This is a genomic window from Streptomyces sp. NPDC021096 (assembly GCF_040641275.1).
In the GTDB taxonomy this organism is placed as follows: domain Bacteria; phylum Actinomycetota; class Actinomycetes; order Streptomycetales; family Streptomycetaceae; genus Streptomyces.
Window position 1 is genome coordinate 339845 of sequence record NZ_JBFADG010000002.1, and the last position, 21713, is coordinate 361557.

The following is a 21713-nucleotide window of genomic DNA, read 5'->3' on the forward strand; positions in this document are numbered from 1 at the left end:
GCACCGGAGAGCCCGCCATGACCACCACCACGCCCGAAATCCACCGCGGCCTGGCCGGTGTCGTCGTCGACACCACCGCCATCTCCACGGTCATCGAGGAGACCAATTCCCTCACCTACCGCGGCTACCCCGTCCAGGAGCTGGCCGCCCACCGCTCGTTCGAGGAGGTCGCGTACCTGCTGTGGTACGGCGAGCTCCCGGACGCCGCACAGCTGCGGGACTTCCGGGCCCGCGAGCGCGCGCTGCGCCCGCTGGACCGCACGACCGCCGAACTGCTCGCCCGGCTGCCCGCGACCTGTCACCCCATGGATGTCCTGCGGACGGCCGTCAGCTTCTTCGGCGCCGAAGACCCCATCGAGGACGACGGCAGTCCGACCGCGAACCGCGCCAAGTCGCTCACCCTGCTGGCGAAACTCCCCGTCGTCGTCGCCGCGGACCACCGGCGCCGCCGCGGCCTGGACCCCGTCCAGCCCGACCCGTCCCTCGGCCTCGCCGAGAACTTCTTCCACATGTGCTTCGGCAGCGTGCCGGAGCCGGAGATCATTCGGTGCTTCGAGATCTCCCTCATCCTGTACGCCGAGCACAGCTTCAACGCCTCCACCTTCACCGCCCGGGTCGTCACCTCCACGCTCTCCGACCTCTACAGCGCGGTCACGGCAGCCGTCGGAGCGTTGAAGGGACCGTTGCACGGCGGCGCCAACGAGGCCGTGATGCACATGCTGGAGGAGATCGGCGACCCGGACCGCGCCGAGCAGTGGCTGGACCGGGCGCTGGCCGACAAGCGCAAGATCATGGGCTTCGGGCACCGCGTCTACAAGCACGGCGACTCCCGCGTCCCGCTGATGCAGGAGGCCACCGACCGGCTCGTCGCCCGAGCCGGCGACCCGGAGGTGACCCGGCTCGCCGCCCTCCACACCGCACTGCGGCAGGCCATGCTCAGCCGCAAGGGCATCCACCCGAACCTCGACTACCCCGCCGGCCTCGCCTACCACCTCATGGGCTTCGACATCCCCGCCTTCACGCCGCTCTTCGTGATGAGCCGCGTCACCGGCTGGACCGCCCACATCACCGAGCAGCTGGAGCGCAACGCACTCATCAGGCCGCTGGCCGCCTACGCCGGGCGGCAGCAGCGGCCCGTACCCGCCGCGTGAGGGCCGGCCCGCCCCCGCCGTCCCGTCGCTCCGGTGTCCGAAAACGCCCGGACGGTTGAGAAAGGCTGCGATTCGTGCCGCTGTGACTTACCGCACTGTGTCTTCGAGGGTCCGGTGATCGACGGAGGGCGCGCCGGTTGACGGCGGGAAACAAGTGGAGCCCGCCCGTCCCGGTATGACGGTCAGTCGCCCGACGAACGCACTGGTGTGAACGGCACTAGGCCGCCTTCCTGGTGGCCTGACGCACTGCCGCGCCGCCGCTACCTTGTCCCCGTGCGCGGACCGGAAAGCTGGCCGAGGCGGACCGCTGAAGGTCTGCTCTGCGCCTGCGTCTGCCTGCTGCTCGGCATAGCGGGACACGGAGCGGCCGGAGGGCACCTCCCCGGCGCGGGCGCGCTGCTGCGCGTTCTCGCCGCCTTGTCGGTGCTCGGCACGGCGGTCCGCGGTGTCCGGCGGCTGCGGTTCGACGCCGCGGTTCTCCTTGCCGGCGGGGCGCAGTTCGCGCTGCACTTCGTCCTGCACCTGCTGTCATCCTCCAGCGTCGAGCGGGCGGACGGCTCCGGGCATGTCGCGCATCACTCCGGGTCCTCCGCCGGCCATCACATGGCGGCGCATGCGCTCCCGACCGGCCGGATGTGCGGCGAGCCCCCGGGCGCCGGTGCGGGGTGCGCCGAACCCTGGGATCTTCCTGGCCCGCTCGGGGCGGAGACGAACGCCGCAGGCGGCGTCGGGCACGAGATGACGGCCGCGATGACCGCGGGGCACGCTCTGGCCACCCTGGGGACGGCCGTGTGCCTGCTCTTCGGCGAGCGGATCCTGCGCCGCATCGCCGGCCTGCTGCTGCGCGGCCTCCACTGCCCCGTCCTGGCCACGTCGCCGGTACCTCCCACTTCGCGCGTTCCGGCGCCCGGAGCCCCGCTTCGCCTCTCCTTCGGTGCCCTCCTGGCTCGCGGCATTCCCCGGCGCGGCCCTCCCTCGCTGCTTCCGGCCTGATCGCCCGGCACCGCTTCCGCGATCACGACACCCCGCCGCCACGCGGCGGGTCCTCCTGTCCTTGCCGGACGCGCCGCGCCTGCGGCGCTCAGCACCATGGGATCACCCGCATGCCCACCATCGAAGAACCCACCCAGAGTCCCCCGAACCGTCCCCCCACCGAAGGTCCGGAGCCGTCGGCGACCCGCTCCTGGCAGGGCGTGCGCGCCCTCCTGCTCCGGATGCACTTCTACGCCGGCGTATTCGTCGCCCCCTTCCTGTTCGTGGCCGCCCTGACCGGCCTGCTCTACACCTTCACCCCACAGCTCGACCAGCTTTTCTACGGCGACAAGCTGACCGTCGCCGCCGTCGGCGACGCGCCGCGACCGCTGGCCGAGCAGATAGCCGCCGCGCAGGCCCACCACCCGCACGACACGCTGGCCTCCGTCATCACCCCGCCGGGACCGGAGGACACCACCCGCGTGGTGTTCTCGCTGCCCGAGCTCGGCGAGAAGCAGCTCACCGTGTTCGTCGACCCGTACACGACCCACATCCGGGGTGAGCTGACCACCTCGTTCGGCTCCACCCCGCTGACGACCTGGCTCGGTGACCTGCACCGCGACCTGCACCTGGGCGACGTCGGCCGCCTGTACTCCGAAGCGGCCGCGAGCTGGCTGTGGGTGCTCGTACTCGGCGGACTCGTGCTGTGGATCGGCCGCAGTCGGGGCCGGCGCGCCCGCGGTGCGCGCGGCGTCCTGCTGCCCGACCGGGCCGCGCGCGGCGTGCGCCGCACCCGTAGCCGGCACGCCGCCACGGGCGTGTGGCTCGCCCTGGGCCTCCTGTTCCTCAGCGCGACCGGGCTGACCTGGTCGACGTACGCCGGGGAGCGCTTCGGCCGGGCCCTGGACGCCGTCCAGGGCCACGCCCCCGAACTGGACACCCAGCTGCCCGGCGCGACTCCGCCCGCCGATGACGAGCACGCCGGCCACGAAGGCCACGGTGGGGCACCCGCCGCCGAGCAGGCCGCCGCCGACCCCGCCGCCTTCGACGCCGCCCTGCGCACGGCCCGCGAGGCCGGGCTCGGCGGCACCGTGCAGATCACCGCGCCGGACGCACCCTCACATGCCTGGGCCGTCGCCCAGAAGGACAACGTCTGGCCCGTCCACTACGACCGGGTCGCCGTGGACACCGCCAACGGCAAGGTCACCGCGCACAGCCGGTGGGCCGACTATCCCCTGACCGCCAAGCTCACCAAACTCGGCATCCAGGGACACATGGGTGTCCTCTTCGGCATCGCGAACCAGATCCTCCTCGCCGCTGTCGCCATCGGCCTCATGTCGGTGACCTTCTGGGGCTACCGGATGTGGTGGCAGCGACGCCCCACCCGCTCCGACCGGCCCGCTCCGGTGGGCAAGGCGCCCGCCAGGGGGACGTGGCGCAAGATCCCGCTGCCCGCCCTGATCGTCGGAGCCCCGGCGGTCGCGGCCCTGGGCTGGGCCCTGCCGGTCCTCGGCGTCACCCTGCTCGGGTTCCTGCTGATCGACGCGGTCGTCGGCCTGGCCAGACACCGGCGCGCCGACTAGGCAGCAGACAAGCAAGCGAGCACATGGACCGCTCGCCCGAAGGCGCTCGCCACGTCGCGGCTCACTGCCGGGACGTGGCGAGCGCGCTGCCATGATCAACAGGTTCGATGCTGCGACTTGGACTGCGGAAGGGCCTTCCAGGTCCCGCGGAGGATTCACCACCGAGGTCAGTGGCTCAGTGCGGCCATGGCCGCGTTGTGGCCCGGGATGCCGCTGACCAGGCCGCCGCGTGCCGCGCCCGAACCACACAGGAGGATGTTGGGGTGGGCGGTCTCCACGCCCCACCGGGCAGCCGCCGACAGCTCGTCACCGTTGTCCGTGTCGTCCCTGTAGGGGAATTCGAGCGCGGAGTGGAAGATGTTGCCGCCCGGTAGGCCCAGTTCCCCCTCGAGGTCCAGGGGGCTCTTGGCCTCGATGCACGGGCGGCCGTCGCTGTCGACGGCCAGGCAGTCGGCGAGGGGCTCGGCGAGGTGGGAGTCGAGCTGTTCCAGCGTGGCTCGGAGCAGTCGCTCCCGGGTGGCGTCGTGGTCGGTGGTGAACAGCCGGCTCGGCGTGTGGAGCCCGAAGAGGGTGAGGGTGTGGTACCCCTCGCGGGCCAGTGCGGTGCCGAGGACGGAGGGATCTGTGAGGGAGTGGCAGTAGATCTCCGAGGGCGGGGCGGACGGGATTCGGCCGATGGACGCCTGTCGGTAGGCGGTCTCCAGCTCTTCGTACCCCTCGCTGATGTGGAAGGTCCCCGAGAAGGCGGTGTGCGGCTCGACGGCGGTGTCGCGTAGCCGGGGCAGCCGTCGCAGCAGCATGTTGACCTTGAGCTGGGAGCCCTCGGCCGCCGGTGGGGGCGGCTCGCCCAGGAGCCGGGCCAGTTCGTGCGGTGAGGCGTTGACCAGGACGTGCCGCGCAGCGAACGTACCCTGCGGGGAAGTCACCTCGGCCGTGTGGCCGTCCGTGGCGATGTGCGTCGCTTCGCACTCCGTGAGGATGTGCGCGCCGGCGGAGCGGGCCGCGTCGGCGAGGGCGTCGGTCAGTGCCCCCATGCCGCCCACGGGGACGTTCCAGTCGCCGGTGCCGCCGCCGATGACGTGGTAGAGGAAACAGCGGTTCTGGCGCAGCGTGGTGTCATGGGCGTGTGTGAAGGTGCCCACGAGAGCGTCGGTGAGCATCGTGCCGCGCACGAGGTCGTCGTCGAAAGCGGCCTCGATGGCCTCGCCGAGGGGGCGCTCGAAGAGGGCTTCCCAGGCGGCCCGGTCGTCGATACGGGCTCGTAGTCCGGCTCGGGTGGGAAGCGGTTCGGTGAGGGTGGGGAAGACCCGCTCGGCCACATGGCGGGTCATGCCGTGGAACCGCTGCCAGGAGTCGAATTCCTTGTCCGATCCCGTGAGCCGGGCGAACGACGCGCGGGTGCGGGACTGATCACGCTCCACCAGGAGGCCGGTGGGCCGCCCCGCACGCGCGGTGGGGGAGTAGGAGGAGACTGCGCGCCTGCGGACGGTGAAGCGCAGCCCGAGGTCCTTCACGATCTTTTGGGGCAGCAGGCCGACGAGATAGGCGTAGCGTGAGACCCGGGCGTCGAAGCCGGGGAAGAGGCGCGTGGAGACGGCCGCACCGCCGGTTCGGCCGAGGCGTTCCAGGACGATCACCCGGCGCCCGGCACGGGCCAGATAGGCGGCGGCGACCAGACCGTTGTGACCACCGCCGACGATCACCGCGTCGTACGCCCCGACGGCCTGCCCGGCCGGGGGGCGGGCTCCCGTCCGGTGGGCGGCGTCCGGGATCGTCCCGGGTATGTCCCTCGATGTCGCCATGTCTCTTCGTAGCACGCGTCGATCGGCGCGGCCAGACCCCGGCGAAGCGAGGCCGGGGCATCCGGCGCCCCGGCTTACGGCGGCGCGCCGGTACGGGATGACCACGCCGACCTCGGCGGTCGGGTAGGTCGCGGCCATGCTGTGGGCCAGCCGCTCGACCGTGTCGTCGTCGGACAGTTCACTGGGGCGTACGGTGACCGTCAGCAGGAGCGAGGAGATGGGGGCTTGCGCCTCCTCTTCCTTTTGAGCTCCTTCTTCGCCTTGTGGTTCCTCTGCGTCCTGTGCCTCCCGGGCTTCCGGGCGGGCGAGCAGGACGCCCGCGTACACACAGCCGCTATTGGCGAGCAGATCGACCATCGAATGCTGGGCCAGTACCGCGTGCAGGATCTCTTCGTCGCTGGGCTGGGAGTCGAGGGCGGTGAGCCTGTCGATGATCGTGTCGGCCCGATCCTCGGGCGAGAGGGTGAAATCGCAGTCCTCGAACTGCTCCGGTACCGAGAAGGTGAACGGCAGCCGCGGCCTGAGGAGCGTCAAGCCCAGTACCTCGAATCGAAAACTCCGATAATCCGGAGATATTGCAGTCGTGCTCCATCTCCTGGCCGCATCAAAAACGTACAGCCGGCGCAGAATCGCCCACATCGGATCTATCGGGCCATCGATTCAATGCCAAGCGGAATGAGTCATGGGCCGGAATCATCGAGGGCACCACAGCGGATGCCGGAACCGCGGACACCAAAGGCCACGCGCGGCAGCGGTTCCGGCGACACGGTCAACTGGGCACTCCACAGCCATGGCTCGAATCCACGACACAACCGTTTCTGCTCAGGGGAAAGAAGTCGGTAAGGGCTGGATTCGAAATATGCGGAAGATCCGGCGAGTTGGTCGACCGTCCCGGAAGCGCTTGATCCGGGACATGCCTCAAGGTCGTGAGGTCGTCATCCTTACGCTACACCCGCTGGAAATTGACGACCGTTAATTCGCCGCGACAGAGGGCCCGGACACGGTCTTCTTCGCCAGCTCGTACACCGGAAGGATCTGCCGGTGCTCCGCCGTGTCGAAGCCGCGGAGCTGCACGACGACCACGCCCTTCGGGGTGGACAGCGCGAGCGCCCGCTGCTCCCGGTTCTCCTTCAGCTTCGGGCTGTTCAGCTTGTAGACGACCTCCACCGCCGGGAGCCCGCCGACCTTGAGGTCCTGGTACTTGCTCTCGACGAGGTACTCCCCCTCCTCGGTCATGAAGACATCGAGCACATGCCGCGCGGACGAGTCCGTCGCGGGCCCGGTCCACACCAGCATCCTGCTGATCACGCGCTCCTTCGTGTCAAGCTCACAGGCTCCCTTGAGGGACTTGTGGTGGGTCAACTCACCGAGGAACTCGCTGTCGACCGCCGACATCGCCTTCGCCGTCCAGCCCTCGGCCGTCTCGAACGACACCGGGAGTTCACACGCCGAGCCGGCCTCGCCGACCCTGGTACCGCTGCCCCGCCCGGACTCGGTGCTCGCCGTCGCGGCAGGCGCCGCGGACTTCGACGACTCCGATTTCCCCGCGGCCTTGCCGGCCGCCTCCGCCGTGTCGGCCTTACCGGCCTTACCGGCCTTGTCGTTGCCGGAAGCGCAGCCGGTGAGCACACCGGCCATGAGCGCGGCGAAAACCAGTCCCTCTGTGAATTTGCGCATGAACCTTTCCCTGCCGATTAAGCAAACGGAAAGTAAAATAGCCCGGCGCGCCGGTCCGGTGCAAAACGTTATTCTCCCCTGGGCGTTCGCGGCTCCCCGGCCGCCGCCTCCGCCGGACGGCGGGTGTTTTGGGCGCCGCGGGACGCGGCACGAAGTGGTCCCGACCTCGACTACGAGCACTGGCGGCGAGTTGCCCCTGCGAACCCGAAGCGGATCGGCGGATCCGAGTGGGACCGCGAACTGGCCGCATTCCAGAGCCTGTACTCGTGGGCGAAGAAGGAGGGCCGTCTTCCACGGAATCCGGTCCTCATGAAGGAAGTCCTGGGGCGCAACGGCGAGGTCGTGTCTGTTCCCGGACAGCGGGCGGGGGACGCCCGGCCGAGCAACGTTCACTGGCTGACACCGCGGACCTGGCGCCGTTGGATCGGCATCGGGCCTCGGCGCGATTGCCGCCGTCTTCGCGCTGGCCATGGCGGCCTCCCGCGCCTGGGTCGGCGCCCACTACCCGCACGACATCGCCGCCGGCCTCGCTGCCGGAAGCCCATAGCCCGACCGTGTGACATGCCCGGACGAATACGGCTGCGTGGCGCGCCGGTCTGTCCCGCCCGCGACGCAGGGTGCTTTGGTCTGGGGGCCGGGCATGCGACGGCTCCCGTGGCCGTCCTGGCGGCCGGCCGGCTTCCGGCCTTCTAGTGCGTGTCGCCCGTTCGGCGTGCGTGCCGTCCGAAACGCCGAAGGAGAGATCGTAGTGCCAGGAAGTGTCGACGAGAGCCGCAGGGCGATGCCCGCGCAGCTTCTCAGGGGCCAGAAGGCGCTGGTGACCGGCGCCAACTCCGGCATCGGCCTGGCGACCGCCGTTGCCTTGGGCCGGGCCGGAGCGGACGTCGTGGTGAACTACGTCGTCGGTGCGGATGAGGCCGAGAAGGTCGTGGCGCAGATCAAGGGCTTCGGGGTTCGCGCCTACGCCCACGAGGCCGACGTGTCCGACGAGGACCAGGTGGTCGCCATGGTCGCGCGGATGGTCGAGGAGTTCGGCACCATCGACATCATGGTGGCCAACGCGGGCCTGCAGCGGGACGCGGCGGTGACGGACATGAGTCTCGCCCAGTGGCAGAAGGTCATCGACGTCAACCTGACCGGCCAGTTCCTCTGCGCACGTGAGGCCGCCAAGGAGTTCGTACGGCGCGGTGTGGTGGCGGAGGTGTCCCGTTCGGCCGGGAAGATCATCTGTATGAGCTCGGTCCACCAGATCATTCCGTGGTCGGGGCACGTGAACTATGCCTCCTCCAAGGGCGGCGTGGGCATGCTGATGCAGACCCTCGCCCAGGAGCTGGCCCCGAAGCGGATCAGGGTCAACGCGGTCGCGCCCGGCGCCATCCGCACACCGATCAACCGCGATGCCTGGTCCACCCCCGAGGCCGAGGCCGAGCTGCTGCGCCTCATCCCGTACCGTCGGGTGGGCGACCCGGACGACATCGCCAACGCCGTCGTCGCCATGGCGTCCGACCTGCTCGACTACGTCGTGGGCGCCACGCTCTACGTCGACGGCGGAATGACGCTCTTCCCCGGCTTCGCCACCGGCGGCTGATCGCCGATGCAGGATCACGTCACGCCCCGCCGGGTGGTGATCCTCGGCGGGGGCTTTGCCGGGCTGTTCGCCGCCCGCGCCCTACGCCGGTCACCGGTCGCCGTGACCGTGGTCGACCGCCGTGCCCACCACCTCTTCCAACCGCTGCTCTACCAGTGCGCCTCCGGAATCCTGTCCGAGGGCCAGATCGCGCAACCGCTCCGCGCGGTGCTGCGACGCCATCACAACGTGAGCTGCCTGCTCGCCGAAGCCACCGACGTGGACGTCGAGGCCCGGCTGGTCCATGCCCGACGACCGGACGGCGGAGCCGTCGAGCTGCCCTACGACGACCTGATCGTCGGAGTCGGCATGCGTCAGTCGTACTTCGGGCACGACGAGTTCGCCGCGCACGCCCCCGGCATGAAGACCCTGAACGACGCGCTGGACATCCGCCGACGGATCTACCAGGCGTTCGAGATGGCCGAAACGGCCGCGGACGCCCGGGAACGGCAGCAGTGGCTCACCTTCGCGCTCGTCGGAGGCGGGCCGACCGGCGTCGAACTCGCCGGACAGATCAGGGAGATCGCGGGCCACACGCTCGACCGGGAGTTCCGGACGATCGACTCCGCCCATGCCCGGGTGCTGCTTTTCGAGGGGTCCGACGAGGTGCTGGGCGCGTTCGGCCGCCCGCTCGCGCATCGCGCGGCCCGTACGCTGCGGAGCATCGGCGTGGAGCTCCACCTGGGCACGAAGGTCACCGCCGTCGACGCGCACGGCCTGACGGTTCAGGACCATGACGGTGCGACCACCCGGTTCGAGGCACGTACGGTGCTGTGGACGGCCGGGGTCGAGGCGCCGCCCATCGCCACCGCGCTGGCCCGGGCGACCGGCGCCACGCAGGACCGGGCCGGACGCATTGCCGTCGAACCCGACCTCACCGTCCCCGGCCACCCGGAGATCCGCGTCACGGGCGACGTGATGGGCCTGAACAAGCTGCCGGGCCTGGCCGAGGTCGCCATGCAGTCGGGCGCCTACGCCGGCCGGGCCGTGCGCCACGCGGTGGAGGGCAGGACGAGGCAGCCGAAGCCCTTCAGGTACTGGGACCTCGGCAGTGCCGCCTACATCTCCCGCGGCCGGGCCGTCGTCAAGGCCGGCCCGCTGCACCTGTCGGGTGCGATCGGATGGCTGGTCTGGCTCTTCATCCACCTTGCCTTCCTCACCGGATTCCGCAGCAGGCTGGGAGCGGTGCTCAGCTGGTCCGTCGCCTTCGCCACCAGCTCGCGACGCGAGCGCGCCTTCACCTGGTCCGACGCCGACGCCGACGCCGACGCCGACGCCGGTGCCAGTGGCGACGCGCCGGCCGGCCCGGCGCCCGGGCAGAAGACGCCCCCGCCGCCTCCTTGACCACGGCAACCGCCGGCACCTCCCGGGTGCCACCCCTCGCACTCCTGTCGTTCCTCAGCCCCCCCGCGCCCCCGCGGGGCAGACCACCGAGGCGCACATGCTCAGCACAGCGGCCCTTCTGGCGAACACCCCGCCCCAGCTCCTACCGGCTCGTGAGCTGATGGCCTTCACCCTGGCCTCGCACATCCTGCTGGTCCCGTTCGGTGTGGCGCTGCCGTTCATCACGGTCCTGATGCACCACCGGGCACTGCGCCGCAACGATGCCGTCGCCCTGAAGCTCGCACGGCGCTGGTCGGCGGTGATGGCCGTCCAGTTCGCCATCGGCGTCGTCACGGGCACCGTGCTGTCCTTCGAGCTCGGTCTGCTGTGGCCCGGCATGATGGGCCGCTGGGGCGACGTCTTCGGCCTCGGGTTCGGCGTCGAGGCGTGGGCGTTCTTCCTGGAGGCCGTCCTGATCGCGATCTACCTCTATGGGTGGCGCCGGCTCAAGCCATGGACACACTTCTGGCTGGCCGTACCGCTGCCGCTGGCGGCCCTGATGGGCGCCTTCGGCATCATCGCGGCCAACTCCTGGATGAACACCCCGCAGGGGTTCGGCCTCGACGCCCAGGGCAATCCCGTCGACGTCGATGTGCGGCAGGCGGTCTTCACACCGATGTTCGGCCCGGAGTACTGGCACTTCGTGGTCGCGATGTTCATGACCGCCGGCTACGTGGTCGCCGGCGTGTACGCGGTCGGCTGGCTGCGCGGGCGCCGCGACCGGTACCACCGGCTCGGCTTCACGCTGCCGTTCACCGTTGCGGCGATCCTCACGCCGGTCCAGTTCATGCTCGGCGACTCCGCCGCTCGTGCCGTCTTCCACAAGCAGCCGGTGAAGTTCGCCGCGACGGAGATCGTCTGGAAGACGGACACCCACGTGCCCGAGTACATGTTCGGGCGGCTGAACAGCGACGGGACGATCTCCGGCGGACTCAGGATCCCCCAGCTGGACTCGATCCTCGCCGGCTTCAAGCCCAGCACCCAGGTGACCGGGCTGACGTCGGTGCCGGCTGCCGACCGCCCCACCGCCGTCCAGGCCACCATCGCCCACTGGGCGTTCGACATCATGGTCACCATCGGCAGCCTGCTGATCCTGCTCGCCCTCTGGTACGCCTGGTCCTGGCTGCGGCACCGGGGCCTGCCGCGCAGCCGCTGGTTCTTCCGCTGCGCCGCGATCGCGGGAGCCGCCTGCCTGGTGACCGTGGAGTGCGGCTGGATCACCACGGAGGTCGGCCGCCAGCCCTGGATCGTCTACCACCACATGAGGGTCTCGGAGGCGGTGACCGCTACCAGAGCCGGATCGCTGTGGGCGATGCTCGGCATTGTCATGGCCGTGTACGTGGCCGTGTTCGGCGCGTTCCTCGCGATCGTCCTGACGATGCGCACTCGCTGGCGCATCGCGGACGAGGGCTCGGCCGCCGCGCGTGCCGCACTGCCGCCCGAGACCGACACCCCCTACGGTCCCAGAAGCGAGCCCGAGCCGGCAGCCGCGGGGGCCGCACCCGGTGGCGGGTCCGACCGCACGTCCGGCGGTGCGTCATGATGGCCGCTCTCATCGCCTGGGTCATGGTGCTCGCGATCGCCGCCTACGCCTGTGCCGGGGGCACCGACTACGGCGCGGGCTTCTGGGACCTCCTGGCCGGAGGGGCGGAGCGGGGCCGGCGGCCCCGCTGGCTCATCGATCACGCGATGGAGCCGGTCTGGGAGACCAACAACGTCTGGTTGATCTTCGTCTTCGTCATCATGTGGACCGGCTTTCCGAGGATGTTCCAGGCCGTTTTCGAGGCGATGTGGCTGCCCCTCGCGCTCGCGGCCGTAGGCCTGGTGCTCCGCGGCGCCGGGTTCGCCCTTCGCAAGCCGTCCCGCCGTCTGGCCCAACGAAGGGTCTTCGGTGCGATGTTCGCCATCTCCTCGCTGCTCACGCCGTTCTTCCTCGGGGCGGTGCTTGGAGGCATCGCCGCCGGTCGGGTCGCGGTGGGAACCGACGCCTCCGCGGACGCCTGGGCCCATCCGACCTCCGTCCTCGCGGGTCTGCTGGCCGTCGCCGCCACCGCGTTCCTCGGGGCGGTGTTCCTCTGCTCCGACGCGCGGCGGTTCGGCGCCGACGACCTCGTCGACTACTTCCGGCTGCGGGCCCTGCTGGCCTTCTGCGCCGTCGTCGTCCTCGCACTCATCGGCCTGCCCGTCACCCATGACGACGCCCGGTACGTCTGGGAGGGCCTCACCGGGGGCCTGGGCCTGCTGCTGATCGTCCTGGCCGCGGTCTGCGGCCTGGCCACGGTGCTGCTTCTGCTGCGCCGGTCCTACGGCTGGTCCCGCTACACCTCGGTGGCGAGCGTCGCCCTGACCGTCGGCGCGTGGGGCTTCGCGCAGCGCCCCTACGTACTGCCCACCTCGCTGACGGTGGCCCAGGCGGCCGGCGCCGCCCACACCCTGCGCTGGCTGGGCATCGTCACGGCCATCGCGGTCGTGCTGGTCGGCCCGGCGCTGGTGCTGCTCTACCGGCTCGACACCATGGGCGAGCTGGAGCCGCTCACCGACGCCGACACCCGGGCCGCCAGGGCTCCCGGGGACAACCCGTAGCGGCACTCCGCCGGCTCCGTCGCGGCGTACGGCACCCCGTCAGCCGAGGCGGGCGGCGATGTGGTCGCCGACCCGCAGGGCGTTGGCGATGGCTGTGAGCGACGGGTTCACCGCGCCGATGCTGGGGAAGAAGCTCGTGTCGACGACGTAGAGGTTGTCCAGGTCGTGGGCCTTGCAGTGGACGTCCAGCGCGGAGCTGCCCGGGTCGTCGCCGAAGCGGACGGTGCCGGCCTGGTGCGCGGTGGCGCCGATCGGCATGCCCTTGTGCAGGTAGATGCTGTGGGACAGCAGGTGGTGCTCGTGCATGCCCAGGTGGCCCAGCATGCCCTGCAGTTTGTGCTGGAGGCGCTTCAGTCCCGCGATGTTGTTCTTCTCGTCGAGGGCCAGGTGGATGTCGTCGTTCTTGTCGAGGGTGACGCGGCTCCCGGGCAGGGGGAGGTCCTCCCCGCACAGCCAGAAGTCGACGGCGTGGTGGGCCAGCATCTCGAACGGCATGTCGGGCGTGACCGCGCCGGCCCAGCGCGGCGCCTCGCCGTGGATCTGGTCGGCGTCCGACTTGCCGAGCATCTGGATGCCGCCGAGCGGGAAGTCCCAGTCGTCCGCTCCCAGGTACCAGTCGTGGAGCGCCAGGGTCTTCTGGAACCTGGTGGGGTTCGGTTCCTTCGACACCGCCATCAGCGCCAGGTTGTTGTGACGCATGTAGTGGCGTCCCACCACGTCCGAGCTGTTGGCCAGGCCGCCGGGGTGCTTGTCGTTGGCCGAACGGAGCAGGAGGACGGCGGAGTTGACCGCGCCGCAGGCGACCACCACGATGTCGGCGGTGTACGCCTGGGTCGTTCCGTTTCCGAGCTCGGCCACGACCCTGGTGACGGTGCGTCCGGTCGGGTCGGTCTCCAGGCGTCGTACGTCGGCGCCCGTCACCATCGTGACGTTGTCGTGCTTCAGCGCCGGGTCGACGCAGATCACCTGCGCGTCGGACTTGGCGCCCATCAGGCAGGGGAAGCCGTCGACCCGGTCGCAGCGGATGCACACGCTGGAATGGGTGGCCCGGCCGTTCTCGTCCTGGGTGAGGTTGACGCCGATGGGCAGGTGGAAGGGGTGCAGTCCGCGTTTTTCCAGGTCGTCGCTGAGCTGCTGGATGCGCGGCTCGTGTGCCACCGGTGGGTGGGGGTACTGGCCGCTGGCCGGGCCTTCGGTGGGGTCCTCGCCATGCCGCCCGTGCACCAGATAGAGCTGCTCGGCCTGCGTGTAGTACGGCTCCAGATCCTCGTAGCGGATCGGCCAGGCGGGTGAGACGCCGTCGTGGTGGCGCAGCTCGCCGAAGTCCTCGGGCCGAAGACGGAAGAGGGCGGCGCCGTAGAACTTGGTGTTGCCCCCGACGTAGTAGTTCACCTCCGGGGGGAACTCGTTGCCGTGCTTGTCGTACCAGAACTCGGGGGCACGGTACTTTCCCTTGACGAAGACGGCGGTGGAGTCCCAGTTGTCCCGCTCCCGCGGCAGGTAGTCGCCGCGCTCCAGAATGAGGATCCGCTTGCCGGTGGGGGCCAGCCGGTGGGCGAGAGTGCCGCCGCCCGCTCCCGTACCGATGATGATGACGTCGTGGTGATCGTCGGCCATGCGGAGATCCCGTTCTCGGAGTCGTTGGCTGACCTGGCCGTAGAGCCCTGAGGGCCACTGCGCTGCACCGCGCCCGACGCGCGTGCGCGCTGTCGGGACGTTCGGCATCACATCCGAAGCTATCGGGCGGTCCGGGGAGCGGCGACCGTACGGGAGCCGATCAGGTGTGCATTCGACGGAGACGTCAGAGGACGGCGATCGGGTTGACCGGTGAGCCGGTGGCGTCCGGCAGCCGCAGTGGGGCGATCACGCAGAGGAACGACCAGCGGCCCTCGGCCTCGCAGACCGGCGCCAGATCCTCGAACTGCAAGTAGTCCAGCAGGTGAAGGCCCATGGCGTGGATCGCGAGCACATGCACGGGGAAGTCCACCCCCTCGGTGGAACTCGGGGCCGTGTCGTTGTTGCCGTCGCCGCCGAGTACGGCGACCCGCCGCTCCGCCAGGAACTCCAACGCGGACGGATGGAGTCCCGCGCGCGCATCCGCCGCCTGCCACGCGCCCAGCTCGCCCCGGCGTCTGCGGTGGCCGACCCGGACGAACAGGAGATCGCCCTCACCCACGTGTACGTGCTGGGCGGCCTCGGCCGCGGTGAGGTCGCCGGCGCTCACGTGGTCGCCCGGTTCGAGCCACGGCACGCCACGGACCCGCGGAATGTCCAGCAGCACGCCGCGTCCCACGATCCCGTCGCGAGCCACTTCGACGGAGAGCGCCTCGGCGCCGCCCGGCGTGACGCTGCTCGCGGCCACGCCGCCGTGCAGCGTGCCGTCGTAGATCACGTGGCACAGGGCGTCGAGGTGGCTGTCGGCGTCACCGTGCACGTTCATGGCGAAGCTGTCCCTCGCGAAGTGGAGCCCGCCCGAGGCGTCGCCCTCCGGCCGCCCGCTCATCCGGTGCCTCGCCGGCTCCGGGTTGTCCGGACCGGGCAGCGTCTCCACGGGCGCGGCGAGCGTCACCGTCCGGCCGGTGCGCACCTCGCGGGTGGCGGCCAGCACCCGGGCCGGAGTGAGCGCGTCCAGGGCACCCCTCTCGCCCCTGGCCCAGGCGGAGCGCGCGAGCAGGCGCCGGTACAGCACGTCGAACTCGGCCGCGGTCAGCCGTGGCGGTCCTGCCGGGCGGGCACGCGCGGCCATGGGTCAGCGCCCGTCCTCCGCGTCGAGCGCCTCGTCGAGGGTGATGGCGGCCATGATGAGGGACAGATGGGTGAACGCCTGGGGGAAGTTGCCCAGTTGCTCCCCGCTCGGGCCGACCTCCTCGGCGAACAGTCCTACGTGGTTGGCGTAGGTCTGCATCTTCTCGAAGGCGTAACGGGCCTGGGACAGCCGCCCCGCCCGGGCCAGCGCGTCGACGTAGAGGAAGGTGCACAGACTGAACGTGCCCTCCGAGCCGCGCAGCCCGTCCGGCGACGCCGCAGGGTCGTAGCGGTAGACAAGGCTGTCGGAGACGAGCTTTCGATCCATCGCGTCGAGCGTGGAGAGCCAGGCCCCGGACCGGGGAGCGATGAATTCGACCCTGGGCATGAGCAGCAGTGAGGCGTCCAGGACGTCACCGTCGTAGTGCTGGATGAAGGCGCGTTCCTTCTCGCTCCAGCCGCGTTCCATGACCTGCTCGAACACGGCGTCCCTCGCGTTGCGCCACCGCTCCTGGTCGGCGGGCCTGCGGAAGTATTCGGCCAGGCGCAGCCCGTGGTCGAAGGCGACCCACGACATCACCCGGCTGTAGGTGAAGTTCTTGCGGCCGCCGCGGGTCTCCCAGATGCCCTCGCCCGGCCGGTCCCAGTGGTCGGTGAGCCAGTCCAGTGTCCTGGTGAGTGCCTGCCAGCCCTCGTAGCTTGCCTGCTGTGCGATCTCGCGCCCCTGGGACATGGCGTAGAGGGCCTCGCCGTAGATGTCGAGTTGGAGTTGGTCGGCCGCGCCGTTGCCGATGCGGACGGGGGAGGAGCCGCGGTAGCCCTCGAAGTGATCGAGTGTCTCCTCCGGCAGGTCGGGATCGCCGTCGACCCGGTACATCGTCTGGAGCGGCTCTCCCTCCTTGCCCTGGCGCTCACGCAGCCTGTCCACCAGCCAGTGGACGAAGGCGGTGGCCTCCTCGGCGAAGCCGAGGTCCAGCATGGCCCGTACGGACAGCGAGCCGTCGCGTACCCAGGTGAACCGGTAGTCCCAGTTCCGCTCGCCGCCGACCTGCTCGGGCAGGCCCGTGGTGGCCGCCGCGATCAGGGCGCCGGTGGGGGCGTAGGTGAGGAGCTTGAGGGTGATGGCCGAGCGGTGCACCAGCTCGGGCCACCGCCCCCGGTAGTGGGACTGGCGCAGCCACTGATGCCAGAACCGGGCGACATCCCCCATCTGCGCGGTGAGCCCGTCGGCCGTGAGGGGTGCGGGCGCCTCGCCATCGGGTGCGCAGACGGTGAACACGGCGCCGCCGGACTCGCCGGACTTCAGCGTCACCTTTCCGCGCACGTCCTGGCCGTCCCGCTCCAGAGGGAAGGTGGACTGCAGGTGCGCGTCGATCCCCGGGGCCCGGAACAGAGCTCCGTTCTCGCCGAGTTCGAGTTCGTGCCCGGCCCGGCCGTAGTCGAAGCGCGGCCGGCACTCGAGCGTGAAGTCGACCGTCCCCCGCACGGCGCGGACCATACGGACCAGGGTGTGCCGGTCGGTGGCGGTGCGGGTCCGGTCCGGGGGCATGAAGTCGACGACCTCGCCCACGCCGTCCGGTGACATGAACCGGGTCACCAGGATCGCGGTGTCGGGGTAGTAGAGCTGCTTGCGGGTCTCGTCGGGGTGCTCGGGAGCCAGCCGCAGATACCCGCCGCGGTCGTGGTCGAGCAGCGCGGCGAAGATGCTGGGCGAATCGAACCTGGGAGCGGCGAACCAGTCCACGACGCCCTGCGACGACACGAGCGCGTTGGTCTGCAGGTCGCCCACCAGGCCGTGCTCGGCGATGGGAGGGTAGCGGTCCATGGGCTGCTCCGAAGTTTCGGGAGAGGCCCCCTGTGTCCACTATCCGGCTCCCCGGTGGGCCCTGCCATGCCGCAGCGGTCACGACCGTACGCCCGGGGCCGCCGACGGCGGCGACAGTCCGTGGGCAGCACCCGTACGGCGCAACGGCGGCGGCTGCCGGGACACCGCAGCCGGGGCTTGGCCGTGCGGCCGAAGCGACCGCGGCCGCGGAGCCGGGGTACCGCACCCGGTTTGCCGACCGCCCTTCCGGCGGGCGTTACTGACTGGGGTCGGCAGGCTACAGGTGGGCCCGACCCGGAGCGCAGGCGGCGCAGCGCCCCGGTGCGGCGCCGGCGGAGCGACGGAGGTCGTGCATGGAGATGATCCACATCCGTCTGGTGAGCCCCCCTGATCTCACGCCCCGGGCCGTCGGGCTGCTGACCGGCGACCGTTACGTCTTCAACCTGATGGTCCTTCCCGAACGGGCGCGCAACCCCGACGGCGACGCGGTCGAATGCGACATCCTGGCGGGTGCGGCCAACGCCGTGCTGCGCGGTCTGCGCGAGCTGGAGATCGACCGCCGTGGATCGATCATCATCGAACCGGTCGAGATGGCCTTCTCCGGCACCGCGGCCGAGGCGGAGAAGCAGCAGCTCGGGGCGCTCGCGCACGCGCCCGTCTGGGAGGAGGTCGAGGCGCGCATCCGCGCCGAGGGCACCTATCTGCCGAGCTTCTACGTCTATCTGGTCAGCGCGGGCGTCATCGGAGCGGTGGGAATCATCACCAACTCCCAGATCCTGATCGTCGCGGCGATGGTCGTCGGACCGGAGTACGGCGCCATCACCAGCGTCGCGCTGGGCATCGACCGTGGCAACCGCATCAGGATCCGGCAGGGCCTCTTCGCCCTGACCGCGGGATTCCTGCTGGCCGTCGTGGTGACCTTCCTGTTCTCCTGGACGATCCGGGGCCTCGGCCTTCAGCCCGAGGCGTTCGACCTGGGCATCAGGCCGGTCTCCACACTGATCGACGCCCCCGACGTCTTCTCGGTCGTCGTCGCGGTCCTGGCCGGCATCGTCGGGATCGTGTCGCTGACGCAGGCCCGGACGAGCGCGCTGTTCGGCGTCTTCATCTCGGTCACCACCATCCCCGCCGCCGCCGACATCGGCGTCTCCTGCGCGTTCTCCAGCTGGAGCGAGGCGCGCGGATCCCTGGTCCAGCTCCTGCTCAACATCGTGCTGCTGATCGTGGTGGGCGTGCTGACGCTCAGATTCCAGCGGGCCGTCTGGCGGTACATCGGCCGGCGCAGCGGGCGCTCCGGCGGCCGATGAGGCCGCCGTCCCGTACGGGAGCGGCACATCATGTGCGCGCCGCACGGCCGGCCCCGCAGCCGGGCGCAGCGGTGGCTCACCCGCCTGTGGCCCCAGTGGGCGAACGTCCCGGACGATCGGGCCCGCGGGAACGTGTCGCGCTTGACCGGGCCGGTGCGGGGCCGCACGCTCCCGACGAGGAAGGCCACGTCCCCGGGGTGCCATCGCGCCCGTGGCCGAGGACGTCGGCCGGGCGGACCGAGGAGGCCACACGTGCAGGAGAGCCGCACCGGACGGCAGCTGACCCTGCGCCATGGTGCGCACAGTGCGGTCGTCGTCGAGCTGGGCGCGGCGCTGCGGACGTACTCGGTCGGGGAACGCACCGTGGTCGACGGATTCGCCGCACACGACCGGATCACCGGCGGGCGCGGCCAGATCCTGGTGCCGTGGCCCAACCGGATCCGGGACGGCCGCTACCGCTGGGACGGGCAGGACCTCCAGGTGCCGCTCACCGAGCCGGAAAGCGGCAACGCCATCCACGGACTGCTGCGGTGGACGTCGTGGCAGGTCGTGGAGGCGAGCGACAGCCGGGCCGTCCTGGAGGTTCCGCTGTGGCCGCAGCCGGGCTACCCGTTCCGTCTCCACCTCCGCGCCGAGTACGCCCTGGGCGAGGGCGGGCTCGAGGTCGCCGTCACCGCGCGCAACCTCGACGCGAACGCCGCCCCCTACGGCTTCGGCCAGCATCCCTACGTCACGGCGGGCACCGCGGTCGTCGACCAGTCGGTGCTGACCGTCCCCGCCCGGACGAGGCTGCGCACCGACGAGCGAGGCCTGCCGGTGGCCGCCGAGCCGGTCGCGGGCACGCCGTACGACCTGCGGACACCGCAGACCGTCGGAGCGCGCCGACTGGACACCCCCTTCGGCGACCTCGACCGGGACCCGGACGGGCGGGCCGTGGTGCGCCTCGCCCATCCGTCGGGTGCGTTCGGTACGGACGTATGGCTCGGCGAGGGAGCCGACTACGTGCAGCTCTACACCGGCGACACCCTCCCACCGGGGGAGCGCCGTCGCGCGGTCGCCGTCGAACCGATGACCTGCCCACCGGACGCCTTCCGCAGCGGCACAGCTCTCGTCAGCCTCGGTCCGGGCGAGCGGCACACCGTCCGGTGGGGGATCACGCCATGGGGGGAATGACGGCGCCGTCATGGCACTCGCCCTGATCCCCGCCGGGCCCACCACGCGGCGAAGGGATTGTCCGTGACGACGGATCAGGTCCTCATCGGAGTGGGCCTGACCCTGATGCTCGCGGTCGGCTCGCAGATCCTGGCGAGCCGCCTGCACATCCCCGCCCTCATCGTCCTGCTGCCGGTCGGCTTCGCCGCCGGCGCACTGATCGACGACGTCAACCCCGAGCGGCTGCTGGGGGCGGCGTTCTCCCCGCTGGTGTCGCTGGCCGTCGCCGTGATCCTCTACGACGCGGGCCTCGGGCTGGACCTGGCGAGGATGAGGGGCCACCGGCGCCGGGTCGTCTCCAGGCTGATCTGTATCGGAGTACCGATCACATGGCTGCTCGGCGCGCTCCTCGCCGCGCCTTTGCTGGGCATGTCCCGGCGGGCGGCCGTCATGATCGGCGCGATCCTCGTGGTCTCGGGGCCGACGGTCGTCGGACCGCTGCTCGGCTTCGTGCGTCCGAAGGACCGGCTCCAGCACATCCTCGTCTGGGAAGGCTCCCTCATCGACCCGGTCGGCGGCATTCTGGGAGCACTGGTCTTCCACGCGGTCACGGCCAGTACGGGGCACTACGTCGGCAACGTGGCCGCGGGTTTCCTGACCGGTGTGGGGATCGGAGCGGCCGGCGGAGTGGCCGGAGCGGCTCTGCTGTGGTGGCTGTTCCGGACGTTGCCGCTCGGTGAGGTGCTCGGCACCACGGTGCAGCTCGCAGCGGTGATCGGTGTGGCGGCGCTCTGCGACGTCCTGCGCGAGGACACGGGACTCATCGCCGCCGTGATGATGGGCCTGGCCGTCGCCAACCTCCCCGGCATCGACGTCCCGGCGCGCCGGCCGTTCTTCGAAACCCTGGTCACCGTGATCCTGGGCCTGCTCTTCATCTCCATCTCGGCCACCGTCACCCCGCAGTCGCTGCGCCATGTGGGGCTGCCCGCACTCGGGCTCGCCGCGTTTCTGGTGCTGGCCGTCAGACCGGTGGTCGCGGCTGTGTCCACCTTCGGCACGGACCTGACACGCGGCGAGAGAGGCTTCATCGGCTGGATGGCGCCGCGCGGCATCGTCGCGGCCGCCACCGCGTCGACGTTCTCGGCCGGCCTCGTGGCCCAGGGGATCGACGGCGCAGCGAAGATCCTCCCCGCCACATTCGTGGTCATCGTCGCGACCGTGACGCTCTACGGCCTGACCGCCTCGCCCGTGGCCCGGCTCCTGGGCGCCGTGCGCCCCTCCCGCTCCCGTCCGCTGCTGGTCGGCGGCGACCCGTGGGTGGTCGACCTCGGTGTGGCCCTGAGGTCGGCGGGGCTGGAGGTCGTGATGTGGGCAGGCCGTGAGCAGCAGCGCGAACGCATCCGGCAGGCCGGGATCGAGCTCGCGCCGGGTGAACTACTGGCCGCCGTCACGGGCCAGGGCGCAGAGCTGGAGGGCATCACGGCGGTGTTCTTCCTCACCGCCGAGGACGACTTCAACGCACTGGCGGCGACGATTCTGCGCGGCAGCGTGGAAGGGGTGGTCCACCGCCTTGCCGCACCGCCCGAGAGCCACGGCGTGGTGGCGCCGTTCGTCGGCGGCGAGGTCCTGTTCGGCGCGGATCTGACGTGGCCGGCCTTTTCCCGCAGCTACAAGAACGGGGCGGCCGTCCTGGCCCAGCCCGCCGGCACTGCTCTGCCGCCTGGTTGCGCCCTGCTGTTCCTGGTACGCCCGGACGGCCGCCTCGATCCGGTCACGGACGCGGGCACACCGCTGCCCGGGCCGGCGGACACGCTTGTTCTGCTGGCCCCCGGCGGGCGGGGTACCGCGCGAACACCGGAGTAGGCCGGCCGCTGGGGGGGGGGCTCGTGCTACCCGCTCGGGCGGC

Annotated in this window: 15 protein-coding genes and 1 pseudogene; 11 read left to right on the forward strand and 5 right to left on the reverse strand. The window is 71.0% G+C overall.

The annotated features are described in order from the left end of the window. Positions 1–17: 17 nt before the first annotated feature. From AB0G59_RS05215 to AB0G59_RS05225, 3 genes are all read left to right on the forward strand, one after another. Positions 18–1151 carry a bifunctional 2-methylcitrate synthase/citrate synthase gene (locus tag AB0G59_RS05215; RefSeq protein ID WP_360908177.1) on the forward strand — a complete coding sequence of 378 codons (1134 nt, stop codon included), beginning with the start codon at positions 18–20 and terminating at the stop codon, positions 1149–1151. A gap of 273 nt (positions 1152–1424) precedes the next feature. Next, positions 1425–2144 (forward strand): hypothetical protein, encoded by a 720-nt coding sequence (locus tag AB0G59_RS05220; protein WP_360908179.1) that lies wholly within the window; start codon positions 1425–1427, stop codon positions 2142–2144. Between the two features lie 110 nt (positions 2145–2254). Beyond that, positions 2255–3706 (forward strand): PepSY domain-containing protein, encoded by a 1452-nt coding sequence (locus AB0G59_RS05225; RefSeq protein WP_360908181.1) that lies wholly within the window; start codon positions 2255–2257, stop codon positions 3704–3706. A 167-nt stretch (positions 3707–3873) separates the two neighbouring features. Here the strand turns inward: AB0G59_RS05225 and AB0G59_RS05230 are convergent, their stop codons facing one another. Beyond that, a complete protein-coding gene (locus AB0G59_RS05230) occupies positions 3874–5490 on the reverse strand; it encodes an NAD(P)/FAD-dependent oxidoreductase (protein WP_360908636.1) in 1617 nt (538 codons plus the stop codon). A 990-nt stretch (positions 5491–6480) separates the two neighbouring features. Continuing rightward, entirely contained in the window at positions 6481–7185 is a 705-nt protein-coding gene (locus tag AB0G59_RS05235) for a lipoprotein (protein WP_360908183.1), read from the reverse strand. 436 nt (positions 7186–7621) lie between these two features. On the opposite strand from AB0G59_RS05235, the pseudogene AB0G59_RS05240 reads away from it, so the two are divergent. The 5 genes and pseudogenes from AB0G59_RS05240 to AB0G59_RS05260 form a co-directional block, all read left to right on the forward strand. Next, a pseudogene (locus tag AB0G59_RS05240) lies at positions 7622–7726 on the forward strand (phosphatase PAP2 family protein); the annotation flags it as partial. Positions 7727–7966: 240 nt separating this feature from the next. After that, positions 7967–8773 carry an SDR family oxidoreductase gene (locus tag AB0G59_RS05245; protein ID WP_360908638.1) on the forward strand — a complete coding sequence of 269 codons (807 nt, stop codon included), beginning with the start codon at positions 7967–7969 and terminating at the stop codon, positions 8771–8773. A 6-nt stretch (positions 8774–8779) separates the two neighbouring features. Then, positions 8780–10156, forward strand: a complete 1377-nt coding sequence (locus tag AB0G59_RS05250; protein ID WP_360908185.1) for an NAD(P)/FAD-dependent oxidoreductase — start codon at positions 8780–8782, stop codon at positions 10154–10156. Between the two features lie 97 nt (positions 10157–10253). Further along, positions 10254–11738: a cytochrome ubiquinol oxidase subunit I gene (locus AB0G59_RS05255; RefSeq protein ID WP_360908187.1), complete on the forward strand. Its 1485-nt coding sequence runs from the start codon at positions 10254–10256 to the stop codon at positions 11736–11738. Next, complete coding sequence (locus AB0G59_RS05260; RefSeq protein WP_360908640.1) at positions 11738–12778, forward strand: cytochrome d ubiquinol oxidase subunit II; 1041 nt, start codon at positions 11738–11740, stop codon at positions 12776–12778. The genes AB0G59_RS05255 and AB0G59_RS05260 overlap by 1 nt, the downstream gene beginning before the upstream one ends. A gap of 39 nt (positions 12779–12817) precedes the next feature. Here AB0G59_RS05260 and AB0G59_RS05265 read toward each other — a convergent pair whose 3' ends face one another. From AB0G59_RS05265 to AB0G59_RS05275, 3 genes are all read right to left on the reverse strand, one after another. Continuing rightward, positions 12818–14395 carry a GMC family oxidoreductase gene (locus AB0G59_RS05265; RefSeq protein WP_360908189.1) on the reverse strand — a complete coding sequence of 526 codons (1578 nt, stop codon included), beginning with the start codon at positions 14393–14395 and terminating at the stop codon, positions 12818–12820. A gap of 184 nt (positions 14396–14579) precedes the next feature. Then, a complete protein-coding gene (locus AB0G59_RS05270) occupies positions 14580–15524 on the reverse strand; it encodes a cyclase family protein (protein WP_360908191.1) in 945 nt (314 codons plus the stop codon). Positions 15525–15527: 3 nt separating this feature from the next. After that, the gene (locus AB0G59_RS05275; protein ID WP_360908193.1) at positions 15528–17348 is read right to left on the reverse strand and encodes a glycoside hydrolase family 15 protein; all 1821 of its coding nucleotides are present in this window, start codon (positions 17346–17348) and stop codon (positions 15528–15530) included. 353 nt (positions 17349–17701) lie between these two features. Between AB0G59_RS05275 and AB0G59_RS05280 the strand changes: the two genes are divergently transcribed. The 3 genes from AB0G59_RS05280 (at position 17702) to AB0G59_RS05290 (ending at position 21670) form a co-directional block, all read left to right on the forward strand. Continuing rightward, a complete protein-coding gene (locus AB0G59_RS05280; RefSeq protein WP_360908195.1) occupies positions 17702–18655 on the forward strand; it encodes a DUF389 domain-containing protein in 954 nt (317 codons plus the stop codon). Between the two features lie 252 nt (positions 18656–18907). Continuing rightward, a complete protein-coding gene (locus AB0G59_RS05285) occupies positions 18908–19828 on the forward strand; it encodes an aldose 1-epimerase family protein (protein WP_360908197.1) in 921 nt (306 codons plus the stop codon). 63 nt (positions 19829–19891) lie between these two features. After that, on the forward strand, positions 19892–21670 hold the full coding sequence (locus AB0G59_RS05290) for a sodium:proton exchanger (protein WP_360908199.1): 1779 nt from the start codon (positions 19892–19894) through the stop codon (positions 21668–21670). Positions 21671–21713: the final 43 nt, after the last annotated feature.